Source organism: Streptomyces sp. DH-12, from assembly GCF_002899455.1.
Taxonomy (GTDB): domain Bacteria; phylum Actinomycetota; class Actinomycetes; order Streptomycetales; family Streptomycetaceae; genus Streptomyces.
In genome coordinates this window covers 3,347,293-3,365,369 of the sequence record NZ_PPFB01000001.1, presented here as the reverse complement: position 1 = coordinate 3,365,369, position 18,077 = coordinate 3,347,293, and the positions used below count along the sequence as shown (strand labels likewise).

14 protein-coding genes and 1 riboswitch are annotated in these 18,077 nt (G+C 73.1%); of the genes, 9 read left to right on the top strand and 5 right to left on the bottom strand.

The annotated features are described in order from the left end of the window. Positions 1–13 precede the first annotated feature (13 nt). The 4 genes from nuoL (at position 14) to recQ (ending at position 7,381) form a co-directional block, all read left to right on the top strand. Positions 14–1,978, top strand: a complete 1,965-nt coding sequence (gene nuoL, locus C1708_RS13875) for an NADH-quinone oxidoreductase subunit L (protein WP_106412969.1) — start codon at positions 14–16, stop codon at positions 1,976–1,978. A gap of 5 nt (positions 1,979–1,983) precedes the next feature. Further along, entirely contained in the window at positions 1,984–3,555 is a 1,572-nt protein-coding gene (locus C1708_RS13870) for an NADH-quinone oxidoreductase subunit M (RefSeq protein ID WP_106412968.1), read from the top strand. Beyond that, positions 3,552–5,204, top strand: coding sequence for an NADH-quinone oxidoreductase subunit NuoN (gene nuoN / locus C1708_RS13865; RefSeq protein ID WP_106412967.1), 1,653 nt, complete (start codon positions 3,552–3,554; stop codon positions 5,202–5,204). The genes C1708_RS13870 and nuoN overlap by 4 nt, the downstream gene beginning before the upstream one ends. 200 nt (positions 5,205–5,404) lie before the next feature. Then, on the top strand, positions 5,405–7,381 hold the full coding sequence (gene recQ / locus C1708_RS13860) for a DNA helicase RecQ (RefSeq protein ID WP_106412966.1): 1,977 nt from the start codon (positions 5,405–5,407) through the stop codon (positions 7,379–7,381). A gap of 18 nt (positions 7,382–7,399) precedes the next feature. On the opposite strand, the gene C1708_RS13855 is transcribed toward recQ, so the two are convergent. Continuing rightward, positions 7,400–8,338, bottom strand: coding sequence for a M56 family metallopeptidase (locus C1708_RS13855; protein WP_106412965.1), 939 nt, complete (start codon positions 8,336–8,338; stop codon positions 7,400–7,402). Between the two features lie 157 nt (positions 8,339–8,495). Then, on the bottom strand, positions 8,496–9,710 hold the full coding sequence (gene fahA, locus C1708_RS13850) for a fumarylacetoacetase (RefSeq protein WP_106412964.1): 1,215 nt from the start codon (positions 9,708–9,710) through the stop codon (positions 8,496–8,498). A gap of 262 nt (positions 9,711–9,972) precedes the next feature. Here fahA and C1708_RS13845 point away from each other — a divergent pair, with 262 nt between their 5' ends. Beyond that, the gene (locus C1708_RS13845; RefSeq protein ID WP_106412963.1) at positions 9,973–10,845 is read left to right on the top strand and encodes an HAD family hydrolase; all 873 of its coding nucleotides are present in this window, start codon (positions 9,973–9,975) and stop codon (positions 10,843–10,845) included. Here C1708_RS13845 and C1708_RS13840 read toward each other — a convergent pair. Then, positions 10,809–11,276, bottom strand: a complete 468-nt coding sequence (locus C1708_RS13840) for a transglycosylase SLT domain-containing protein (RefSeq protein WP_106412962.1) — start codon at positions 11,274–11,276, stop codon at positions 10,809–10,811. The genes C1708_RS13845 and C1708_RS13840 overlap by 37 nt on opposite strands. Positions 11,277–11,279: 3 nt before the next feature. Continuing rightward, a riboswitch (cyclic di-AMP (ydaO/yuaA leader) is annotated at positions 11,280–11,408 on the bottom strand. A 568-nt stretch (positions 11,409–11,976) separates the two neighbouring features. Between C1708_RS13840 and C1708_RS13835 the strand changes: the two genes are divergently transcribed. The 4 genes from C1708_RS13835 (at position 11,977) to C1708_RS13820 (ending at position 16,377) form a co-directional block, all read left to right on the top strand. Then, a complete protein-coding gene (locus C1708_RS13835; RefSeq protein WP_106412961.1) occupies positions 11,977–12,987 on the top strand; it encodes a polyprenyl synthetase family protein in 1,011 nt (336 codons plus the stop codon). Positions 12,988–13,242: 255 nt separating this feature from the next. Beyond that, the gene (locus tag C1708_RS13830) at positions 13,243–14,469 is read left to right on the top strand and encodes a LolA family protein (protein WP_106412960.1); all 1,227 of its coding nucleotides are present in this window, start codon (positions 13,243–13,245) and stop codon (positions 14,467–14,469) included. A gap of 44 nt (positions 14,470–14,513) precedes the next feature. Next, positions 14,514–15,494 (top strand): ABC transporter ATP-binding protein, encoded by a 981-nt coding sequence (locus tag C1708_RS13825; protein WP_106412959.1) that lies wholly within the window; start codon positions 14,514–14,516, stop codon positions 15,492–15,494. After that, on the top strand, positions 15,481–16,377 hold the full coding sequence (locus C1708_RS13820) for an ABC transporter permease (protein WP_106412958.1): 897 nt from the start codon (positions 15,481–15,483) through the stop codon (positions 16,375–16,377). The genes C1708_RS13825 and C1708_RS13820 overlap by 14 nt, the downstream gene beginning before the upstream one ends. On the opposite strand, the gene C1708_RS13815 is transcribed toward C1708_RS13820, so the two are convergent. Together C1708_RS13815 and C1708_RS13810 are read right to left on the bottom strand one after the other, a co-directional pair. After that, positions 16,367–17,533 carry an amidase family protein gene (locus tag C1708_RS13815; RefSeq protein WP_106412957.1) on the bottom strand — a complete coding sequence of 389 codons (1,167 nt, stop codon included), beginning with the start codon at positions 17,531–17,533 and terminating at the stop codon, positions 16,367–16,369. The two genes, C1708_RS13820 and C1708_RS13815, sit on opposite strands and share 11 nt — an antisense overlap. Then, positions 17,530–18,036, bottom strand: a complete 507-nt coding sequence (locus C1708_RS13810; RefSeq protein ID WP_106412956.1) for a DUF6668 family protein — start codon at positions 18,034–18,036, stop codon at positions 17,530–17,532. The genes C1708_RS13815 and C1708_RS13810 overlap by 4 nt, the downstream gene beginning before the upstream one ends. Positions 18,037–18,077: the final 41 nt, after the last annotated feature.

Sequence of the window (18,077 nt, the reverse complement as noted above, 5' to 3'; positions counted from 1 at the left end):
GGGCTGCTGAATCGTGGAGAACCTGATTGCGCTGCTGGTGGCGGCGCCTCTGCTCGGAGCGGCGGTCCTGCTGTGCGGCGGACGCCGGCTGGACGCCGTCGGCCACTGGATCGGCACGGCCCTGGCCGCCGTCTCCTTCGCGCTCGGCCTGGTGCTCTTCACCGACCTGCTGGGCAGGGGCGCCGAGGACCGCACGGTCGTGCAGCACCTGTTCAGCTGGATCCCGGTGGAGGGCTTCCAGGCGGACGTCGCCTTCCGGCTCGACCAGCTCTCGATGACGTTCGTGCTGCTGATCACCGGCGTCGGCTCGCTGATCCACCTCTACTCCATCGGGTACATGGAGCACGACGAGCGGCGCCGCCGCTTCTTCGGCTACCTGAACCTCTTCCTCGCGGCGATGCTGATCCTGGTCCTCGCCGACAACTACCTGCTGCTGTACGTCGGCTGGGAGGGCGTCGGTCTCGCCTCCTACCTGCTGATCGGCTTCTGGCAGCACAAGCCCAGCGCGGCCACGGCCGCGAAGAAGGCCTTCCTGGTCAACCGCGTCGGTGACATGGGCCTGTCCATCGCGATCATGCTGATGTTCCTGTGGTTCGGCACCTTCGCCTTCGGGCCGGTGCTCGGCGGCCACGGGGAGGCCGGTCTCGCCGGTGAGGCGGGCGAGGGCAAGCTGACCGCGATCGCCCTGATGCTGCTGCTCGCCGCGTGCGGCAAGTCCGCCCAGGTGCCGCTGCAGTCCTGGCTCGGGGACGCGATGGAGGGCCCGACCCCGGTGTCGGCCCTCATCCACGCCGCGACCATGGTGACCGCGGGCGTCTACCTGATCGTCCGCTCCGCGGCCGTCTTCAACGGCGCCCCGGACGCCCAGCTGGTCGTGACCATCGTCGGCGCGGTCACGCTGCTGTTCGGTGCGATCGTCGGGTGCGCCAAGGACGACATCAAGAAGGCGCTGGCCGGCTCGACCATGTCGCAGATCGGCTACATGGTGCTGGCCGCGGGCCTCGGCCCGATCGGCTACGTCTTCGCGATCATGCACCTGGTGACGCACGGCTTCTTCAAGGCCGGCCTCTTCCTCGGCGCCGGTTCGGTCATGCACGGCATGAACGACGAGGTGGACATGCGCCGCTACGGCGGCCTCAGGAAGTACATGCCGGTCACGTTCGTCACCTTCGGGCTCGGCTACCTGGCGATCATCGGCTTCCCGGGCCTGTCCGGCTTCTTCTCCAAGGACAAGATCATCGAGGCGGCGTTCGCCAAGGGCGGCGCCGAGGGCTGGATCCTCGGCGCCTGCGCCCTGCTGGGCGCGGCCGTCACCGCGTACTACATGACGCGCGTGATGCTGATGACGTTCTTCGGCGAGGAGCGCTGGCGCAACGCGCCCACGCCGTCCCCGGCCGCCCCGGACGTCGAGCCGGCCGCCGAGACGCGCGGGGAGTACGAGCCGCCGCACCCGCACGAGTCGCCGAGGACCATGACGGTCCCGATGATCGTGCTGGCCGTCGGATCGGTCGCGGGCGGTGCGTTCTTCAGCATCGGGGACCGCTTCATCCACTGGCTGGAGCCGGTCACCGGGCACGCCCACGGGCACCCGCCGGTCAGCGCGCTGACGGTGACGCTGTCCACGGTCGCGGTCATGGTCATCGGCGTGGCGATCGCCTGGGCCCAGTACGGACGGCGTCCGGTGCCGGCCGTCGCCCCGCGCGGTTCGCTGCTCACCCGGGCCGCCCGCCGCGACCTGCTCCAGGACGACTTCAACCACGTGGTCCTGGTCCGCGGCGGCGAGCACCTCACCCGCTCGCTGGTGTACGTCGACCACACCCTGGTCGACGGGGTCGTCAACGGCACGGCCGCCTCCATGGGCGGTCTGTCCGGGCGGATGCGCAGGCTGCAGAACGGCTTCGCGCGGTCCTACGCGGTCTCGATGTTCGGCGGCGCGGCGGTCCTCGTCGCCGCGACCCTGCTGATGAGGGCGGTCTGATACCGATGTCCTTTCCTCTCCTGACAGCGACGGCGGCGCTCCCGGCCATCGGGGCGATCGCCACGGCCGCCGTGCCGGCCGCGAAGCGCACGGCGGCCAAGTGGCTGGCCCTGCTGTTCTCGCTGGCCACCCTCGCCCTGGCGATCACCGTCCTGGTCCGCTTCGACCCGGACGGCGAGCGCTACCAGCTCACCGAGTCGCACGCCTGGATCGCCGACTTCGGCGTCCGCTACGAACTGGGCGTCGACGGCATCGGGGTGGCGCTCATCGCGCTGACCGCGCTGCTGATCCCCTTCATCGTCCTGGCGGGCTGGCACGACGCCGACCCGATGGAGAAGGGAAGCAGGAGGTGGCGGCCGACGCAGGGCTTCTTCGCCCTCATCCTGGCCGTCGAGGCGATGGTGATCATCTCCTTCGAGGCCACCGACGTCTTCCTCTTCTACATCTTCTTCGAGGCCATGCTCATCCCGATGTACTTCCTCATCGGCGGCTTCGGGGACCGTGCGCACAAGGACGGCGAGGAGAAGGCGGCGACCCAGCGGTCGTACGCGGCGGTGAAGTTCCTCCTCTACAACCTGGCCGGCGGTCTGATCATGCTGGCCGCCGTGATCGGGCTGTACGTGGTCGCGGGGAACTTCTCCCTCACCGAGATCGCCCAGGCCCGGGCGAACGGCGAGCTGGAGATGGCGACCAGCACCGAACGCTGGCTGTTCCTCGGCTTCTTCTTCGCCTTCGCGGTGAAGGCGCCGCTGTGGCCGCTGCACACCTGGCTGCCCAACGCCATGCAGGAGTCCACCGCCCCGGTCGCCGTGCTGATCACGGCGGTGGTCGACAAGGTGGGCACCTTCGCGATGCTCCGCTTCTGTCTCCAGCTCTTCCCGGAGGCCAGCAAGTGGGCGACCCCGGTGATCCTGGTGCTGGCGGTCATCAGCATCATCTACGGCGCGCTGCTCGCCGTCGGCCAGCGCGACATCAAGCGGCTGATCGCCTACGCCTCGATCTCGCACTTCGGCTTCATCGTCATGGGCATCTTCGCGATGACCAGCCAGGGCCAGTCCGGGGCGACGCTCTACATGGTCAACCACGGCATCTCGACCGCCGTGCTGATGCTGATCGCCGGCTTCCTGATCTCCCGGCGCGGCTCCCGGCTCATCGCCGACTTCGGCGGTGTGCAGAAGGTGGCCCCGGTGCTCGCCGGCACCTTCCTGATCGGCGGACTGGCCACCCTCTCGCTGCCGGGGCTGGCGCCCTTCGTCAGTGAGTTCCTGGTCCTGGTCGGCACGTTCACGCGCTACCCGGTGATCGGCATCGTCGCCACCTTCGGCATCGTGCTCGCCGCGCTCTACACCCTCGTCCTGTACCAGCGGACGATGACCGGCCCGGTGAAGCCCGAGGTCGCCGCGATGCCCGACCTGCGGGTGCGGGAGATCGCGGTGGTGGCGCCGCTGGTCGTGCTGCTGGTCTTCCTGGGCGTCTACCCGAAGCCCGTGACGGACGTCGTGAACCCGGCGGTGGAGCAGACCTTGTCCGACGTACAGAAGAAGGACCCCCAGCCCGAGGTGGAGGCGGCCAAGTGAGTGCAACAGCAGTCGTCCACAACCTGTGGACAACCGCGGCCGATCCGATCGCCAAGATCGACGCACCCGAGATCGAGTACGGGCAGCTCGCGCCCACGCTGATCGTCGTCGGCGCGGCGCTCGTCGGGGTGCTGATCGAGGCGTTCGTGCCGCGCAGGTCCCGTTACCACGCGCAGGTGGTCGTCTCCGCGGTCGCGCTGGCCGCCGCGTTCGCCGCGGTCGTGGCGCTCGCCGCGGACGGGTACGCCACCACCAGGGCGGGCATCGCCGCGATGGGCGCGATCGCCGTCGACGGACCGGCGCTCTTCCTCCAGGGCACGATCCTGCTGACGGCGCTGGTGGGCCTGTTCACCTTCGCCGAGCGCCGGCTCGACCCGGAGGCCCACGGCAACCGCGTCGACTCCTTCGCCGCGCAGGCCGCGGCCGTCCCCGGCAGCGACAGCGAGAAGCGGGCCGTCAAGGCCGGGTTCACCACCACCGAGGTGTTCCCGCTGCTGCTCTTCGCGGTCGCGGGCATGCTGGTCTTCCCGGCGGCCAACGACCTGCTGACGCTGTTCGTGGCGCTGGAGGTCCTGTCCCTCCCGCTGTACCTGCTGTGCGCGCTGGCCCGGCGCAAGCGGCTGATGTCGCAGGAGGCGGCGGTCAAGTACTTCCTGCTCGGCGCCTTCGCCTCCGCGTTCACGCTGTTCGGCATCGCCCTGCTGTACGGCTACGCGGGCTCCATGTCGTACGCGACGATCGCGCAGGTCGTCGACGGCACCGTCCCGGAGGTCACCCCGGCGCTCGCCGACACCATGGGCAACGACGCGCTGCTGCTGATCGGCGCGGCGCTGCTGGTGATGGGCCTGCTGTTCAAGGTCGGCGCGGTGCCCTTCCACATGTGGACGCCCGACGTCTACCAGGGCGCCCCCACGCCGGTGACCGGCTTCATGGCGGCGGCCACCAAGGTCGCGGCGTTCGGCGCCCTGCTGCGCCTGCTGTACGTGGTGCTGCCGGGCCTGCGCTGGGACTGGCGGCCGGTCATGTGGGGCGTCGCCATCGTCACCATGCTGGCCGGCGCCGTCGTGGCGATCACCCAGACCGACATCAAGCGGCTGCTGGCGTACTCGTCGATCGCGCACGCGGGCTTCATCCTCGCGGGCGTCATCGCGGCCACGCCGTCGGGCATCTCGTCGGTGCTGTTCTACCTGGCGGCCTACTCCTTCGTGACGATCGGCGCCTTCGCCGTGGTCACGCTGGTGCGGGACGCGGGCGGCGAGGCGACCCACCTGTCCCGGTGGGCCGGCCTGGGCCGGCGCTCCCCGCTGGTGGCGGCGGTGTTCGCGGTGTTCCTGCTCGCCTTCGCGGGTATCCCGCTGACCTCGGGCTTCGCCGGGAAGTTCGCCGTGTTCAAGGCGGCGGCGGAGGGCGGCGCGGTCCCGCTGGTCGTGATCGGTGTGATCTCGTCGGCGGTCGCGGCGTTCTTCTACATCCGCGTCATCGTGCTGATGTTCTTCAGCGAGCCGCGCCCGGAGGGCCCGACCGTCGCGGTGCCGTCGCCGCTGACGATGACGGCGATCGCGGTCGGTGTGGCGGTCACGGTGGTGCTCGGTGTGGCGCCGCAGTACTTCCTGGAGCTGGCCGGGGACGCGGGGGTGTTCGTGCGCTGACGCGCCCCCCGCCCCGGCACGGACACGGCCCGGCACCCCCGCACGGGGGCGCCGGGCCGCGGTCGTTCCCGGTCGCGACGGGAGCCGTCGCGCACAGGACCCGGGCGGTTCCGTGCGGGCCTGTGGACAACTCCTGGACTGTCGGTCCGGACGCCTATGGTGGACGCAGTGGCCGAGGTACGGCTGCGGGGGGCGGGACGATGCACGGGACGGACGGTGTCGCCGGGATGGCAGTGACGGACAGTGAGGCGCTGGCGGCGCTGCAGCGGGTCTTCGGCTACGAGGCCTTCCGCGGTGAGCAGGAAGCGGTCGTCGACCATGTGATCGCGGGCGGCGACGCGGTCGTGCTCATGCCGACCGGCGGCGGCAAGTCGCTCTGCTACCAGATCCCGGCGCTGGTCCGGCCCGGCACGGGCGTGGTGGTCTCCCCGCTGATCGCGCTGATGCAGGACCAGGTGGACGCGTTGCGGGCGCTCGGCGTGCGGGCCGGCTTCGTCAACTCCACGCAGGACTTCGACGAGCGGCGCACGGTCGAGGCGGAGTTCCTGGCGGGCGAGCTCGACCTGCTCTACCTGGCGCCGGAGCGGCTGCGCCTGGACAGCAGCCTCGACCTCCTCTCACGCGGCAAGATCTCCGTCTTCGCCATCGACGAGGCGCACTGCGTCTCCCAGTGGGGGCACGACTTCCGGCCGGACTACCTCACCCTGTCCGTGCTGGGGGAGCGGTGGCCGGACGTGCCCCGCATCGCCCTCACCGCGACGGCCACGGACGCCACGCACCGGGAGATCACCGAGCGGCTGGGCCTGCGGGACGCCCGGCACTTCGTGGCCAGCTTCGACCGGCCCAACATCCAGTACCGGATCGTGCCCAAGGCCGACCCCCGCAAGCAGCTCCTCGCCTTCCTGCGCGAGGAGCACGCCGGGGACGCGGGCATCGTGTACTGCCTGTCGCGCAACTCGGTGGAGAAGACCGCCGAGTTCCTCTCCCGCAACGGCATCGAGGCGGTGCCGTACCACGCGGGGCTCGACGCGGGGACGCGCGCCGCGCACCAGGCGCGCTTCCTGCGTGAAGAGGGCCTGGTCGTGGTGGCGACCATCGCCTTCGGCATGGGCATCGACAAGCCGGACGTCCGCTTCGTCGCCCACCTCGACCTGCCCAAGTCGGTGGAGGGCTACTACCAGGAGACCGGCCGCGCGGGCCGCGACGGCCTGCCGTCCACCGCGTGGATGGCCTACGGGCTGAACGACGTCATCCAGCAGCGCAAGCTGATCCAGTCCGGCGAGGGCGACGAGGCGTTCCGGCGGCGGGCCCATCAGCACCTGGACGCCATGCTCGCCCTGTGCGAGACCGTGCGCTGCCGCCGCGGCCAGCTCCTCGCCTACTTCGGCCAGGAGCCGTCCGGGGAGAACTGCGGCAACTGCGACACCTGCCTCGCCCCGCCGGAGACCTGGGACGGCACGGTCGCGGCGCAGAAGGTGCTGTCCACGGTGGTGCGGCTGCAGCGGGAGCGCGGACAGAAGTTCGGCGCGGTGCAGATCGTGGACATCCTGCTGGGCCGCCGCACCGCCAAGGTGATCCAGTTCGACCACGACCAGCTCTCCGTGTTCGGGATCGGCGAGGAGCTGAGCGAGGTGCAATGGCGCGGCGTGGTCCGCCAGTTGCTCGCCCAGGGACTGCTCGCGGTTGAGGGCGAGTACGGCACGCTGGTGCTGACCGAGGCCAGCGGGCCGGTGCTGCGGCGCGAGCGTGAGGTGCCGCTGCGCAAGGAGCCCGAGAAGCCGGCCGCCGCCCGCTCGGGCGGCGGAGCGGGCCGCGGCGAGCGCAAGGCCAAGGCGGCCGCCGCCGAGCTGCCCGAGGAGCTGCAGCCGGCGTTCGAGGCGCTGCGCGCCTGGCGCGCCGAGCAGGCCAAGGAGCAGGGCGTCCCGGCGTACGTGATCTTCCATGACGCCACGCTGCGGGAGATCGTCACGGTGTGGCCCGCCTCGGTGGAGGAGCTGGGCGGCATCAGCGGCGTCGGCGAGAAGAAGCGGGCGACGTACGGCGAGGGGGTCGTGGCGGTGCTGGCCGGACTGGCGGCGCCGGGCGAGGCCGCTCTCGGCCCGGCCGCTCCCGACCCGGCCGGTGAGGCCCCGGCGCCCGAGGAGGACTGGCCCGACGAGGAGCCCGACTGGACCTGAGCACCCCCGGCCGGTCCGCTACGGCAGCGCCGTCAGTCCCGGCGCGAAGGTGATGAGGAGCGGGAGGAAGGGCACCAGCGACGCCGCGGCCGTGGTCAGGGCGCGGTGACGGCGGCCCAGACGCGGCGGCGGCTCGAGGAGCCGGTCGACGCGCTCGCCGAGCAGCCGGTGGCTGGAGGAGCAGGACAGCACGCCCCGGTGCTGGTTGAGCTCGATCAGCGCCAGCGCGGTGGTCAGATGGCCGCAGCGGCGGGAGGCCGTGTCGTCGGCGGACAGCTCGACCAGACGGTGCGTCTGCTCGCAGAAGTGGGCGAACAGCGGGACGCGCGGGAAGCCGGCCGCCAGCGCAGCCGACAGATGCAGCAGCCAGTCGTGGCGGGCCCGGGCGTGGCCGCGTTCGTGGGTGAGGACCGCGTCGAGCTGATGGCCGGTCAGGCGCTGCAGCGCGCCGGTCGTGACGATCAGCTGGGGCGGGCTGCCCGGCATCCACCAGGCGTCGGGGTACTCCTCCTCCAGCACCAGCAGCGGCCCCCGCCCCTCGGGCAGCCCCGCCGGCAGGTCGGGCGCGCGGTCCCGCAGGTGTGCGCGGGCGCGGGCGCGACGGCGGCGGGCCTCGACCAGCTCCCGCCCCAGCACCGCGGCGGTCCAGGCCGCGCCGCAGGCCAGCAGCACGGTGAGGACGGTCGTCCACGGCGAGGCGGACGACAGGTCGTACGCGGCGGTCACGGCGGGCGGCGCCGGGGCGAACAACTGCGCGCGGACGGTGCCGAAGACGGCGGCGGCGCCCAGCGCCAGGGCGGTCAGGCAGCACAGCAGGACGGTGGCCACCAGGCACTGCCACACCCACAGACCGACGACCGGTTCCCGTTCCGGCCACTTCGCCCGGGTCAGCGCGCGGGGGACGGGTACGGCGGCGGTCACGGCGACCACGCTCAGCAGGAGCAGGCAGTACGTCATGCCACGGGCTCCGGATCCTGTCGGAAGGGGCGGCTCGGGGGCGTGCGGTGGTGCGGGGCGCGCGGCGTGAGAGGACGACGCACCGCCCGACGCCAAGTATGACGGCGAGGGACGGTGCGAGTCAGCGTGCTCGGTCGGTTCGGTAGGGCCGGAGGGGTCAGGACGCGGGGACCACCCGTCCCGTCACCTCGCCGAGGCCCACCCGCACCCCGTCCGGGCCCGGCGCCCAGGCGGACAGCGTCACCACGTCGCCGTCCTCCAGGAACGTCCGCTTGCCGCCGGGGAGTTCGAGCGGGTCGCGGCCGTTCCAGGTCAGTTCCAGCAGGGAGCCGCGCTCGCGCTCGGTGGGGCCGCTGACCGTGCCGGAGCCGTAGAGGTCGCCGGTGCGCAGGGAGGCGCCGTTCACCGTCATGTGGGCGAGCTGCTGGGCGGCCGTCCAGTACATGGTGGAGAAGGGGCACTCGGAGACGGCCTGGCCGTTGAGGCTGACGGTGATGCGCAGGTCGTAACCGCCGGGCTCCTCACCGGAGTCGTCGAGGTACGGCAGCAGCGGGTGAGTGCGCTCGGGCGGGGCGGTGCGGGCCTCCTCCAGGGCGTCCAGCGGGGTGATCCACGCCGACACGGAGGTGGCGAAGGACTTGCCGAGGAACGGGCCGAGGGGCACGTACTCCCAGGCCTGGATGTCGCGGGCGGACCAGTCGTTGAGCAGGCACAGGCCGAACACGTGGTCGCGGTAGGCGTTCAGCGGCACGGGCCGGCCCCGCTCGGACGGGACGCCGACGACGAAGCCGACCTCGGCCTCGATGTCCAGCCGCACGGACGGGCCGAACACCGGGGCGGCGTCGGCGGGCGCCTTGCGCTGCCCGGAGGGGCGTACGACGTCGGTGCCGGACACCACGACGGTGCCGGAGCGGCCGTGGTAACCGATCGGCAGGTGCTTCCAGTTGGGGGTCAGGGAGTCGGCCGCGTCGGGGCGGAAGATCTGCCCGACGTTCCGGGCGTGGTTCTCCGAGGCGTAGAAGTCGACGTAGTCCGCGACCTCGAAGGGCAGGTGCAGGGTGACCTCGGACAGCGGGTGGAAGAACCGCTCGACGGTCTCCCGGTGCGCCGGGACCGTCACCCACGCGGTGAGCGCGCGCCGCACGTCCGACCAGGCCGTACGGCCCGCCGCCAGCAGGGGGTTGAGGGTGGGGCGGGCGAGCAGGGAGGCGTAGGGGGAGCCCAGGGCGTGTGCCGCCGCGCCGGCGTCGAGGACGTGGTCGCCCAGCCGGACGCCCACGGTGCGCTCCGGCGAACCGGGGAGCGAGAAGACGCCGTACGGCAGGTTGTGCGGGCCGAAGGGATCGCCCTCGGGGACATCGAAGGGGGGCATCGGGTGCTGCCTCGCTTTCGTGTGCGCGGGTGCGCCACGTGTCCGTGGCCGTGCCACACGTTACGGGGTCGCGCCCCGGTGAGCTCTTGTACACGGGCGACTTCCCGGGCCCGGGTCCGCCGGAGCGCACCCTGTTCCGGTCAAAACGGGAAAGAGGTCCCAACCGGTCGCGATCCGGCGGTGTAAGAAGGCAAAACGCACCCAATGCGAGGGCATACGGGCGCGGCGAATCGGACGGTCCTCCTGTCCGTATTCTCTGATCATGGCCGCACCCACCGATTGTTTCCTCATCGCCACCGACCTGGACGGGACGCTGCTGCGCGGTGACGACACCCTCTCCGACCGCTCCCTCGCCGCCCTCGCGCGGGCGGAGCGGGCCGGCGCCCGGCACCTCGTGGTGACGGGGCGCCCGGCCCCCAGAGTGCGGTCGCTGCTCGACGACCTCGGCTGCACGGGGCTCGCGGTGTGCGGACAGGGCGCGCAGGTCTACGACGCCGCCACGCACCGGATGCTGTGGTCGGTCCGGCTGGACCGGGAGCTGGCGGAGACCGCGCTCGGCAAGATCGAGGCCGAGGTGGGGGAGGTGTACGCCGCGGTCGACCAGGACGGGGCCGACGGGCTGACGCTGATCGAGCCGGGCTACCGGATGCCGCACCCGACGCTCCCGTCGGTGCGGGTGGAGCGGCGCGACGACCTGTGGGCGCGGCCGATCAGCAAGGTGCTGCTGCGCCACCCGGAGCTGTCGGACGACGCGCTGGCGGCGGCGGCGCGGTCCGTGGTCGGTTCGCTGGCCACGGTCACGATGTCGGGGCCGGGCACGGTGGAGCTCCAGCCGTGCGGGGTCACCAAGGCGACCGGGCTGGCGCTGGCCGCCGAGCACCTGGGGCTGCGCCCCGAGGACACGGTCGCCTTCGGGGACATGCCGAACGACGTCCCCATGTTCCGGTGGGCGGGCCACGGCGTCGCCATGGCCAACGCGCACCCCGAGCTGAAGGCGGTGGCCGACGAGGTCACCCTGTCGAACGAGGACGACGGCGTGGCCGTCGTCCTCGAGCGACTGTTCGGGCGGACGGCCGGAGTGGGCCGTCAGAGGTCGGCTCAGTACGCGCCGAAGACGTTGTCGATCGAGCCGTAGCGGTCGGCGGCGTAGTTGCAGGCCGCGGCGATGTTGGCGACCGGGTCGAACGGGTCGAAGGCGGTGCCGGGCACGTGGTACGCCTGGAAGGTCGGGTCGATGACCTGGAGCAGGCCCTTCGACGGGGTGCCCTTCGCGGCGTTGGAGTCCCACAGGTTGATGGCGGCCGGGTTGCCGGACGACTCCCGCATGATGTTGCGGTGGATGGAGTCGTAGGAGCCGGGGATGCCGTTCTGCGCCATGACGTCCATCGCCTCGCGGATCCAGCCGTCGAGGTTGTCCGGGTACGCGGTCGTGGAGGCGGCGGCCTGGGCCGTGGGGGCGGCCGCGGCGCTGGTGGCGCCGAACAGCGGCATCGCGACCACGGCGACGCCGGTGCCGGCGACGGCGAGGGAGCGGACGAGGCGGCGGTACGAAGCGGAAGCGGGCATGTCTGGGTTCCTCTCCTACGCCTGCGAGGTGAGCTGTCGGGTTCGGGCGGGAGAGTGCCCGGCCGTGCCCCTGCGGGCATGGCTTCACCCCGAGCCGTCCCGGCGCGGTGTCCGGTACGGCGGCTTACCTGGGTCCCCCGCTCCTGCCGTGCGTGAGTTCGTCGTCGGGTGTGATGCGGGTGGCGGCAGGACTAGGCGTCCACCCGGCAGGCCCGGAACGTATGCGAGAGCACATGCCGGGAACAAGTGCGACGATCACACAAAGCCCCGTTTGATCTTGAGATGGGTGATTTAGGGCGCTTGATCCTTTGTGGCCGGTCGGGGTCAAGTCCGTTGCGTGGAGCGGGATGACGGGTCTGTGCGAGGGTGGCCGGGCGGCCGGCGTGCGCGTGACTCACTTCACGGGGCGACGGCCGTGAGCACATGTGCGACCAAGGGGAATTAACGGAGCGATCACGGCAAATCGGACTCGCGGGTGGGGCAGGATGGTTCACGGGCCACCGCGTCCGGGAAGTCAAGGTATGTCCGTTGTCATCGCCCGATCAAAAACACTCCGCTTCTGCTCCCGTATCGCCTTGCTTGTGACCCCGGGCCCTGGCGGTGATCGAAACATGACCGGATACGCTGACTCGAGTGGTGACAGCGACCTATCGACAAACCGTGTAACCGCCAGCAGACACCAGCAGACAGGAGACCCCTCGTGACCGTCGTCGGGCCGTTCGGGCTGAGCGTGCGGGACCAGGCTCTGGAAGCCGATGTCCAGGCCGGATTGACGGCTGTCGAGGAAGGGCTGCTCGAAGCCACCAAGAGCGAGGTGCCCTTCATCACGGAGGCCGCCCAGCACCTGGTGCGGGCCGGCGGCAAGCGGTTCCGTCCGCTGCTCGTGATGCTCTCCGCCCGGTTCGGCGACCCCTACGCGCCCGGCATCGTGCCGTCGGCCGTCGTGGTGGAGCTCACCCACCTGGCCACGCTGTACCACGACGACGTGATGGACGAGGCCGAGGTGCGGCGCGGGGTCGCGAGCGCGAACGCCCGCTGGGGCAACTCGGTCGCCGTGCTCACCGGCGACTTCCTCTTCGCCCGCGCCTCCCACATCCTGGCCGACCTCGGCCCGGAGGCGGTGCGGGTCCAGGCCGAGGCGTTCGAGCGGCTGGTCACCGGCCAGATCCTGGAGACCGCGGGCCCGCAGGACGGCCGCGACCCGGTCGACCACTACCTGGACGTGCTCGGCGGCAAGACCGGCTCCCTGGTCGCCGTCTCCTGCCGGTTCGGCGGGATGATGTCCGGCGCCGACGAGACGGTGGTGGACATCCTCACCCAGTACGGCGAGCGGCTCGGCGTCGCCTTCCAGCTCGCCGACGACGTCCTGGACATCGCCTCCGACTCCCACGAGTCCGGCAAGACCCCCGGCACCGACCTGCGCGAGGGCATCGCCACCCTGCCCGTGCTGCGGCTGCGCGAGCGGGCGGCCCGGCTGGGCCTCGCCGAGGACGTCGCCCTGTGCGAGCTGCTCGACTCCGACCTCACCGACGACGCCCGGCACGCCGAGGCGCTGCGGCTGCTGCGCGCCCATCCCGCGCTGGGCCAGGCCCGCCGGGACACCGTGCGCTACGCCGAGGAGGCGCGCGCCGCGCTCGCCCCGCTGCCCGACGGCCCCGCCAAGACGGCGCTCGTCGAGATGTGCGACGCCGTGGTGCACCGGGCCGGCTGACCCGCCCGGCCCTCCCCCGTACGCCTCCCGGACCCGGACGACCCCTACGGGGCGGGTGAGGCGGCGCCGTGCCGTGTCATACCGCAGCAGTACGCGCAGTTGAGCCCGCGGTCTGACGCATCCGCCCCGCGAATGCGGTCAGATGGACCACGACGGACAACACCACTTCTCACCGGTTCGGGTGAGAATGGCGGCTCGGGCCGAACTGGTGCGAGGACACGGGACGGAAGCCGCCGCCGACGACGGAGGGCACACATGGCACCGCACGCATCCGACGACACGACGACCGCCGGGGAGGTCGAGGAGCCGCGCGCCGGCCGCCGCAGGGCAGCGCGGTACGTCGTCCCCGTCACGGTGATGGGCGTGGCGGCCGCGACGATCGGACTCGTCCCGGCGCTCGCCGACTCCGGCGACCCCGACCTGCCGGACATCACCGCCGCGCAGCTCATCGAGAAGATCGCGCAGTCGGACGTGGAGCGGCTGTCCGGCACCGTGAGGATCACCACCGACCTCGGGCTGCCGAACCTCGGCGGCCTGGAGAGCAGCCTCGCGTCCGGGGCGCTGGGCGAGGACGGCGAGGGCGGTTCGTCCGCCGACCCGTCCGGCCGGCTCACCGAGCTGGCGTCCGGCACGCACACCCTGCGCGTCGCCGCCGACGGCCCGGACCGCCAGAAGCTGTCACTGCTGGAGAACGCGGCCGAGTACAGCCTCATCCACAACGGCAAGGACGTCTGGGGCTACGACAGCGCGTCCAACGAGGTCTACCACGCCACCGTCGACGAGCCGGACGCGTCCGAGCGGCGCGGACAGCGGCCCCCGGCCACCCCGCAGGACTTCGCGGAGGAGGCGCTGAAGGCGGTCGACGACACCACGTCCGTGAAGGTCGACGGCACCGCCCAGGTGGCCGGCCGGGCCGCCTACCGGCTGGTGGTCGAGCCCAAGCAGTCCGGCTCCACCGTCGGCGCCGTCAGCATCGCCGTGGACCACGAGACGGGCCTGCCGCTGAAGTTCACGCTCACCCCGTCGAGCGGCGGCTCGGCCGTCGTGGACGTCGGCTTCACCGAGGTGAGCTTCGACCGCCCGGACGCCTCCACGTTCGAGTTCACCCCGCCGAAGGGCGCCGAGGTGACCGAGGACACCGAACAGGACCGGGAGCGCGGCGACTTCGGGAAGCCGGAGCGGGGCCCGAAGTCCGAGGAGGACCTGGCCAAGGGCTTCGACGGGCTGAAGATGCTCGGCGAGGGCTGGAACACGATCGCCACCTTCGACACCGGCTCCGGCGGCGGCCTGCCCACCGGTGAGGCGGGCGGCGACCTCGACGGCTTCCTCGGCTCGCTCGGCGAGCAGGTCGAGGGCGACTTCGGCACCGGCACGGTGTTCGGCACCCGTCTGGTCAACGCCCTGATCACCGAGGACGGCACGGTCTACGTGGGTACGGTCACCAAGGACGCGCTGGTGAAGGCGGCCGACGCGGGCGAGTAGCAGGCCCCGCGCCCGCCGCCGTACCGAGGGAAACGGGGGAGCCGATGGACGCCACGTCCACCACGGAGCAGACGCGCGACGGGCGGTCCGCGGGCGACGGCGTCGTCGTCACCCGCGGACTGACCAAGCGGTACCGCGGCGGACAGCTCGCCGTGGACGACCTGCACCTGACCGTCCCGGCGGGCAGCGTCTTCGGCTTCCTCGGCCCCAACGGCTCCGGCAAGACCACCACCATCCGCATGCTGATGGGCCTGATCGAGCCGACCTCCGGGACGGCGCACGTGCTGGGGCGCCCCATGCCCCGCTCCGCGCGCGCCGTCCTCCCGCACGTCGGCGCCCTCATCGAGGGCCCCGCCCTCTACGGCTTCCTCTCCGGCCGCGACAACCTCCTCCGTCACGACGCCGCCGACCCCACCGCCGATCCGCGCACCCGCAAGGCGCGGGTCGCCGCCGCCCTGGACCGGGTGGGCCTCACGGCCGCGGCCGGGCGGAAGGCACGCGCGTACTCCCTCGGCATGAAGCAGCGCCTCGGACTCGCCGCCGCCCTGCTGCGGCCCCGCCGGCTGCTGGTGCTGGACGAGCCGACCAACGGCCTCGACCCGCAGGGCATGCGGGAGATCCGCTCCCTCGTCCGCGAACTGGCCACCGACGGCACGACCGTCTTCCTCTCCTCCCACCTGCTCGACGAGATCGAGCAGGTCTGCACGCACGCCGCCGTGATGGCGCGGGGCCGGCTGATCACGCAGGGGCCGGTCGCCGAGCTGGCCGCGGGCGTCCGGGGCCGTCTGGTGGTCACCACGCCCGACCCGGCGGACGCGGCGCGGCTGCTGAAGGAACAGGGGCTCGCCGACGTCGTGGCGGACGGCGACCGGGTGAGCGCCGATCCGCCCGCGCGGGATCTCGCCGAGATCAACGCGGCCCTGGTCACGGCGGGGGTGCGGGTGCGCGGCCTCGGGGTGGAACGGGCCTCGCTGGAGGACGCGTTCGTGGCGCTGACCGGGGAGGGGTTCGATGTCGCGGGCTGAGACGGTGAGCGGGACGGGCGCGGGAGCGGAGGCGTTCGTGCGAACGCGTTGGCTGTGGACCCTCGGGCTGTTCCGCGACGAACTGCGCACCACCTTCCGCCGCTGGCGCACCCTCGCCCTGCTGGGCGTGCTGGCCGCCGTGCCGGTGCTGGTCGGGATCGCCGTGCGGATCGAGACCGGCGACGGACCGTCCGCCGGGAGCGGCGGCGGGGGACCCGCGTTCGTCTCGCAGATCACCAACAACGGCCTGTTCCTCGTCTTCACCGCGCTCGCCGCGACCCTGCCGTTCTTCCTGCCCATGGCGGTCGGCGTGATCGCGGGCGACGCCGTGGCGGGCGAGGCGGGCGCCGGCACCCTGCGCTACCTCCTGGTCGCCCCCGCAGGCCGCACCCGGCTGCTGCTCACCAAGTACGCGACGGTCGTGGTGTTCTGCCTGGCCGCCACCCTGGTGGTGGCCGGGTCGGCGCTGGCCGTGGGCGCGCTGCTGTTCCCGCTGGGCGACGTCACCACCATCTCGGGCACCCGCATCGGCTTCGGCGAGGGACTGGCCCGGGCCCTGCTGATCGCCCTGGTCGTCGCCGCGTCCCTGCTCGGGGTGGCGGCGCTCGGCCTGTTCGTCTCCACGCTGACCGACAGCGGCATCGCGGCGATGGCCACCACGGTCGGGCTGCTCGTCACCGTCCAGATCCTCGACCAGATCCCCCAGCTGCACGCCCTGCACCCGTATCTGTTCTCCCACCACTGGCTGTCCTTCGCCGACCTGTTGCGCGAGCCCGTCCACTGGGACGGCCTCACCAAGAACCTGAGCCTCCAGGCCCTCTACGCCGCCGTCTTCGGCTCGGCGGCCTGGGCACGGTTCACGACGAAGGACGTCACGGCGTAGAGGCGGGCGGGGTGAGCGCGGCGGCGGCTCCGCGTCGTTCCGCCTCCCGGGCGGCCGCCAGCAGCAGGTCCTCCCGGTCGTGGGCCGCCACCAGGTGCAGCCCCGCCGGGCAGCCGTCGGCGCCGACACCGGCCGGGAGGCTCAGCGCGGGGTGACCGCTGAGGTTGAACGCCCAGGCGAGCGCGGTGGAGTAGGTGTCGCCGGGGCCGTCGTGGCCGTGCGGCGCGGTGGGCGCCGTGGGGGTGAGCAGCAGGTCGGCGTGGGTGAGGAGGCCGCGGAGGCGGCGGTCGTTGGCGGCTCGGACGCGGTGGGCGCCGGCGGGGTCGGCGCCCGGGGTGCGCAGGGCCAGCCAGGCCGGGCCGGGGTCGAGGAGCGAGGGGGGCTCCGGCGGCCGCACCAGGCGTACCACCCCGGCCTCGACGAGCCGCTCGGCCGCCTCCCGCGCCAGGGCGACGGGCCCGGGGTCGGGGGAGGCGAAGCCCAGGTCGGGCGACCAGACGGCGGTGACGGGGAAGCGGGGCGGCGGCGGGGACCCGGCCCGCTCGGAAACGACCTGCCACCACAGGCCCGCGTCCACCGCCGTACGCGCGAGGACCCCGGGCGCGGCGAGGCCCGTACGGTCGCCCGACGGCAGCCGGCCGCCCGTGGCCTTCAGCCCCAGCACCCCGCACCACGCCGCCGGGATGCGCACCGAGCCCGCGCCGTCGGCGCCCGTCGCCAGCGGCACCAGCCCGGTCGCTACCGCCACCGCCGCCCCGGCCGAGGACCCGCCGGGCGTACGGTCCGCCCGCCACGGGTTGACGGTACGGCCGCGCGCCCCGAGTCCCCAGGTCCGCCAGGGCGTCCCCGGACCCGGCACGGAGGTGGCGCCCACGGCGACCGCACCGGCCGCGAGCAGCGGCCCCGCCGCGCGCCGGCCGTGCCGCCCCTTGACCGCGACCGGCACTCCGGCCAGCGGCGGGCGCTCCCCGGCGGCGACCCGCGCGTCCACCTCCGCCGCCCGCCGCAGCGCCTCCTCGCCCCACACGTCGAGGAACGCGCACAGCACCGGATCGGCGCGCTCGATCCGCGCGAGCGCCTCCGCGACCACGTCCACGGCCCGGCACGCGCCCGCGCGCACGGCGGCGGCGATCTCCCGCGCGCCGTCCCCGCTCACCGCAGGGCGCCGGTGAGACGGGCCAGCGGCTCCGTCCCGCGCGGCGGCCCGCCGCCCAGGTCGCCGAGCCGCCAGCCGGGCACCCACGGCACCCGGTACACGTCGATCAGCGCCTCGACCAGCCGCACCCGGTGCGCGAGGGGACGCGGGAGCCGTCCCGGGGCGTCCGCGACGAGGACGACGGCGTCCAGGTCGAGCCCGTGCGAGGCCTCGTCGCGCCGGAACAGCGCGACGGCCGGCGGCACCGCGTCCAGCCCGGCCGCATGGGTGCGGGCGACGAGCAGCACCGAGCGGGGGGCGCCGGGCCCGGGCCAGGAGCGTCCGCAGTCGTGCCCGCCGTAGACCGCGGCGAGCGTGGAGACGCCCGCGCCGCCGTGCAGGCCGACCCAGGAGAAGCGCCGGGCCGTCGCGCGGGCAGGCACCGGCTCCGGAGGGTCCGCCTCCGGTGCCGTCACCGGACCTCGCAGCCAGATCTCCGGTCCCTGTCCCGTGCCTGCTCGCATGTCCCTCTCCTGCTCGCCGACTCGATCGTCCATGCCCCGCG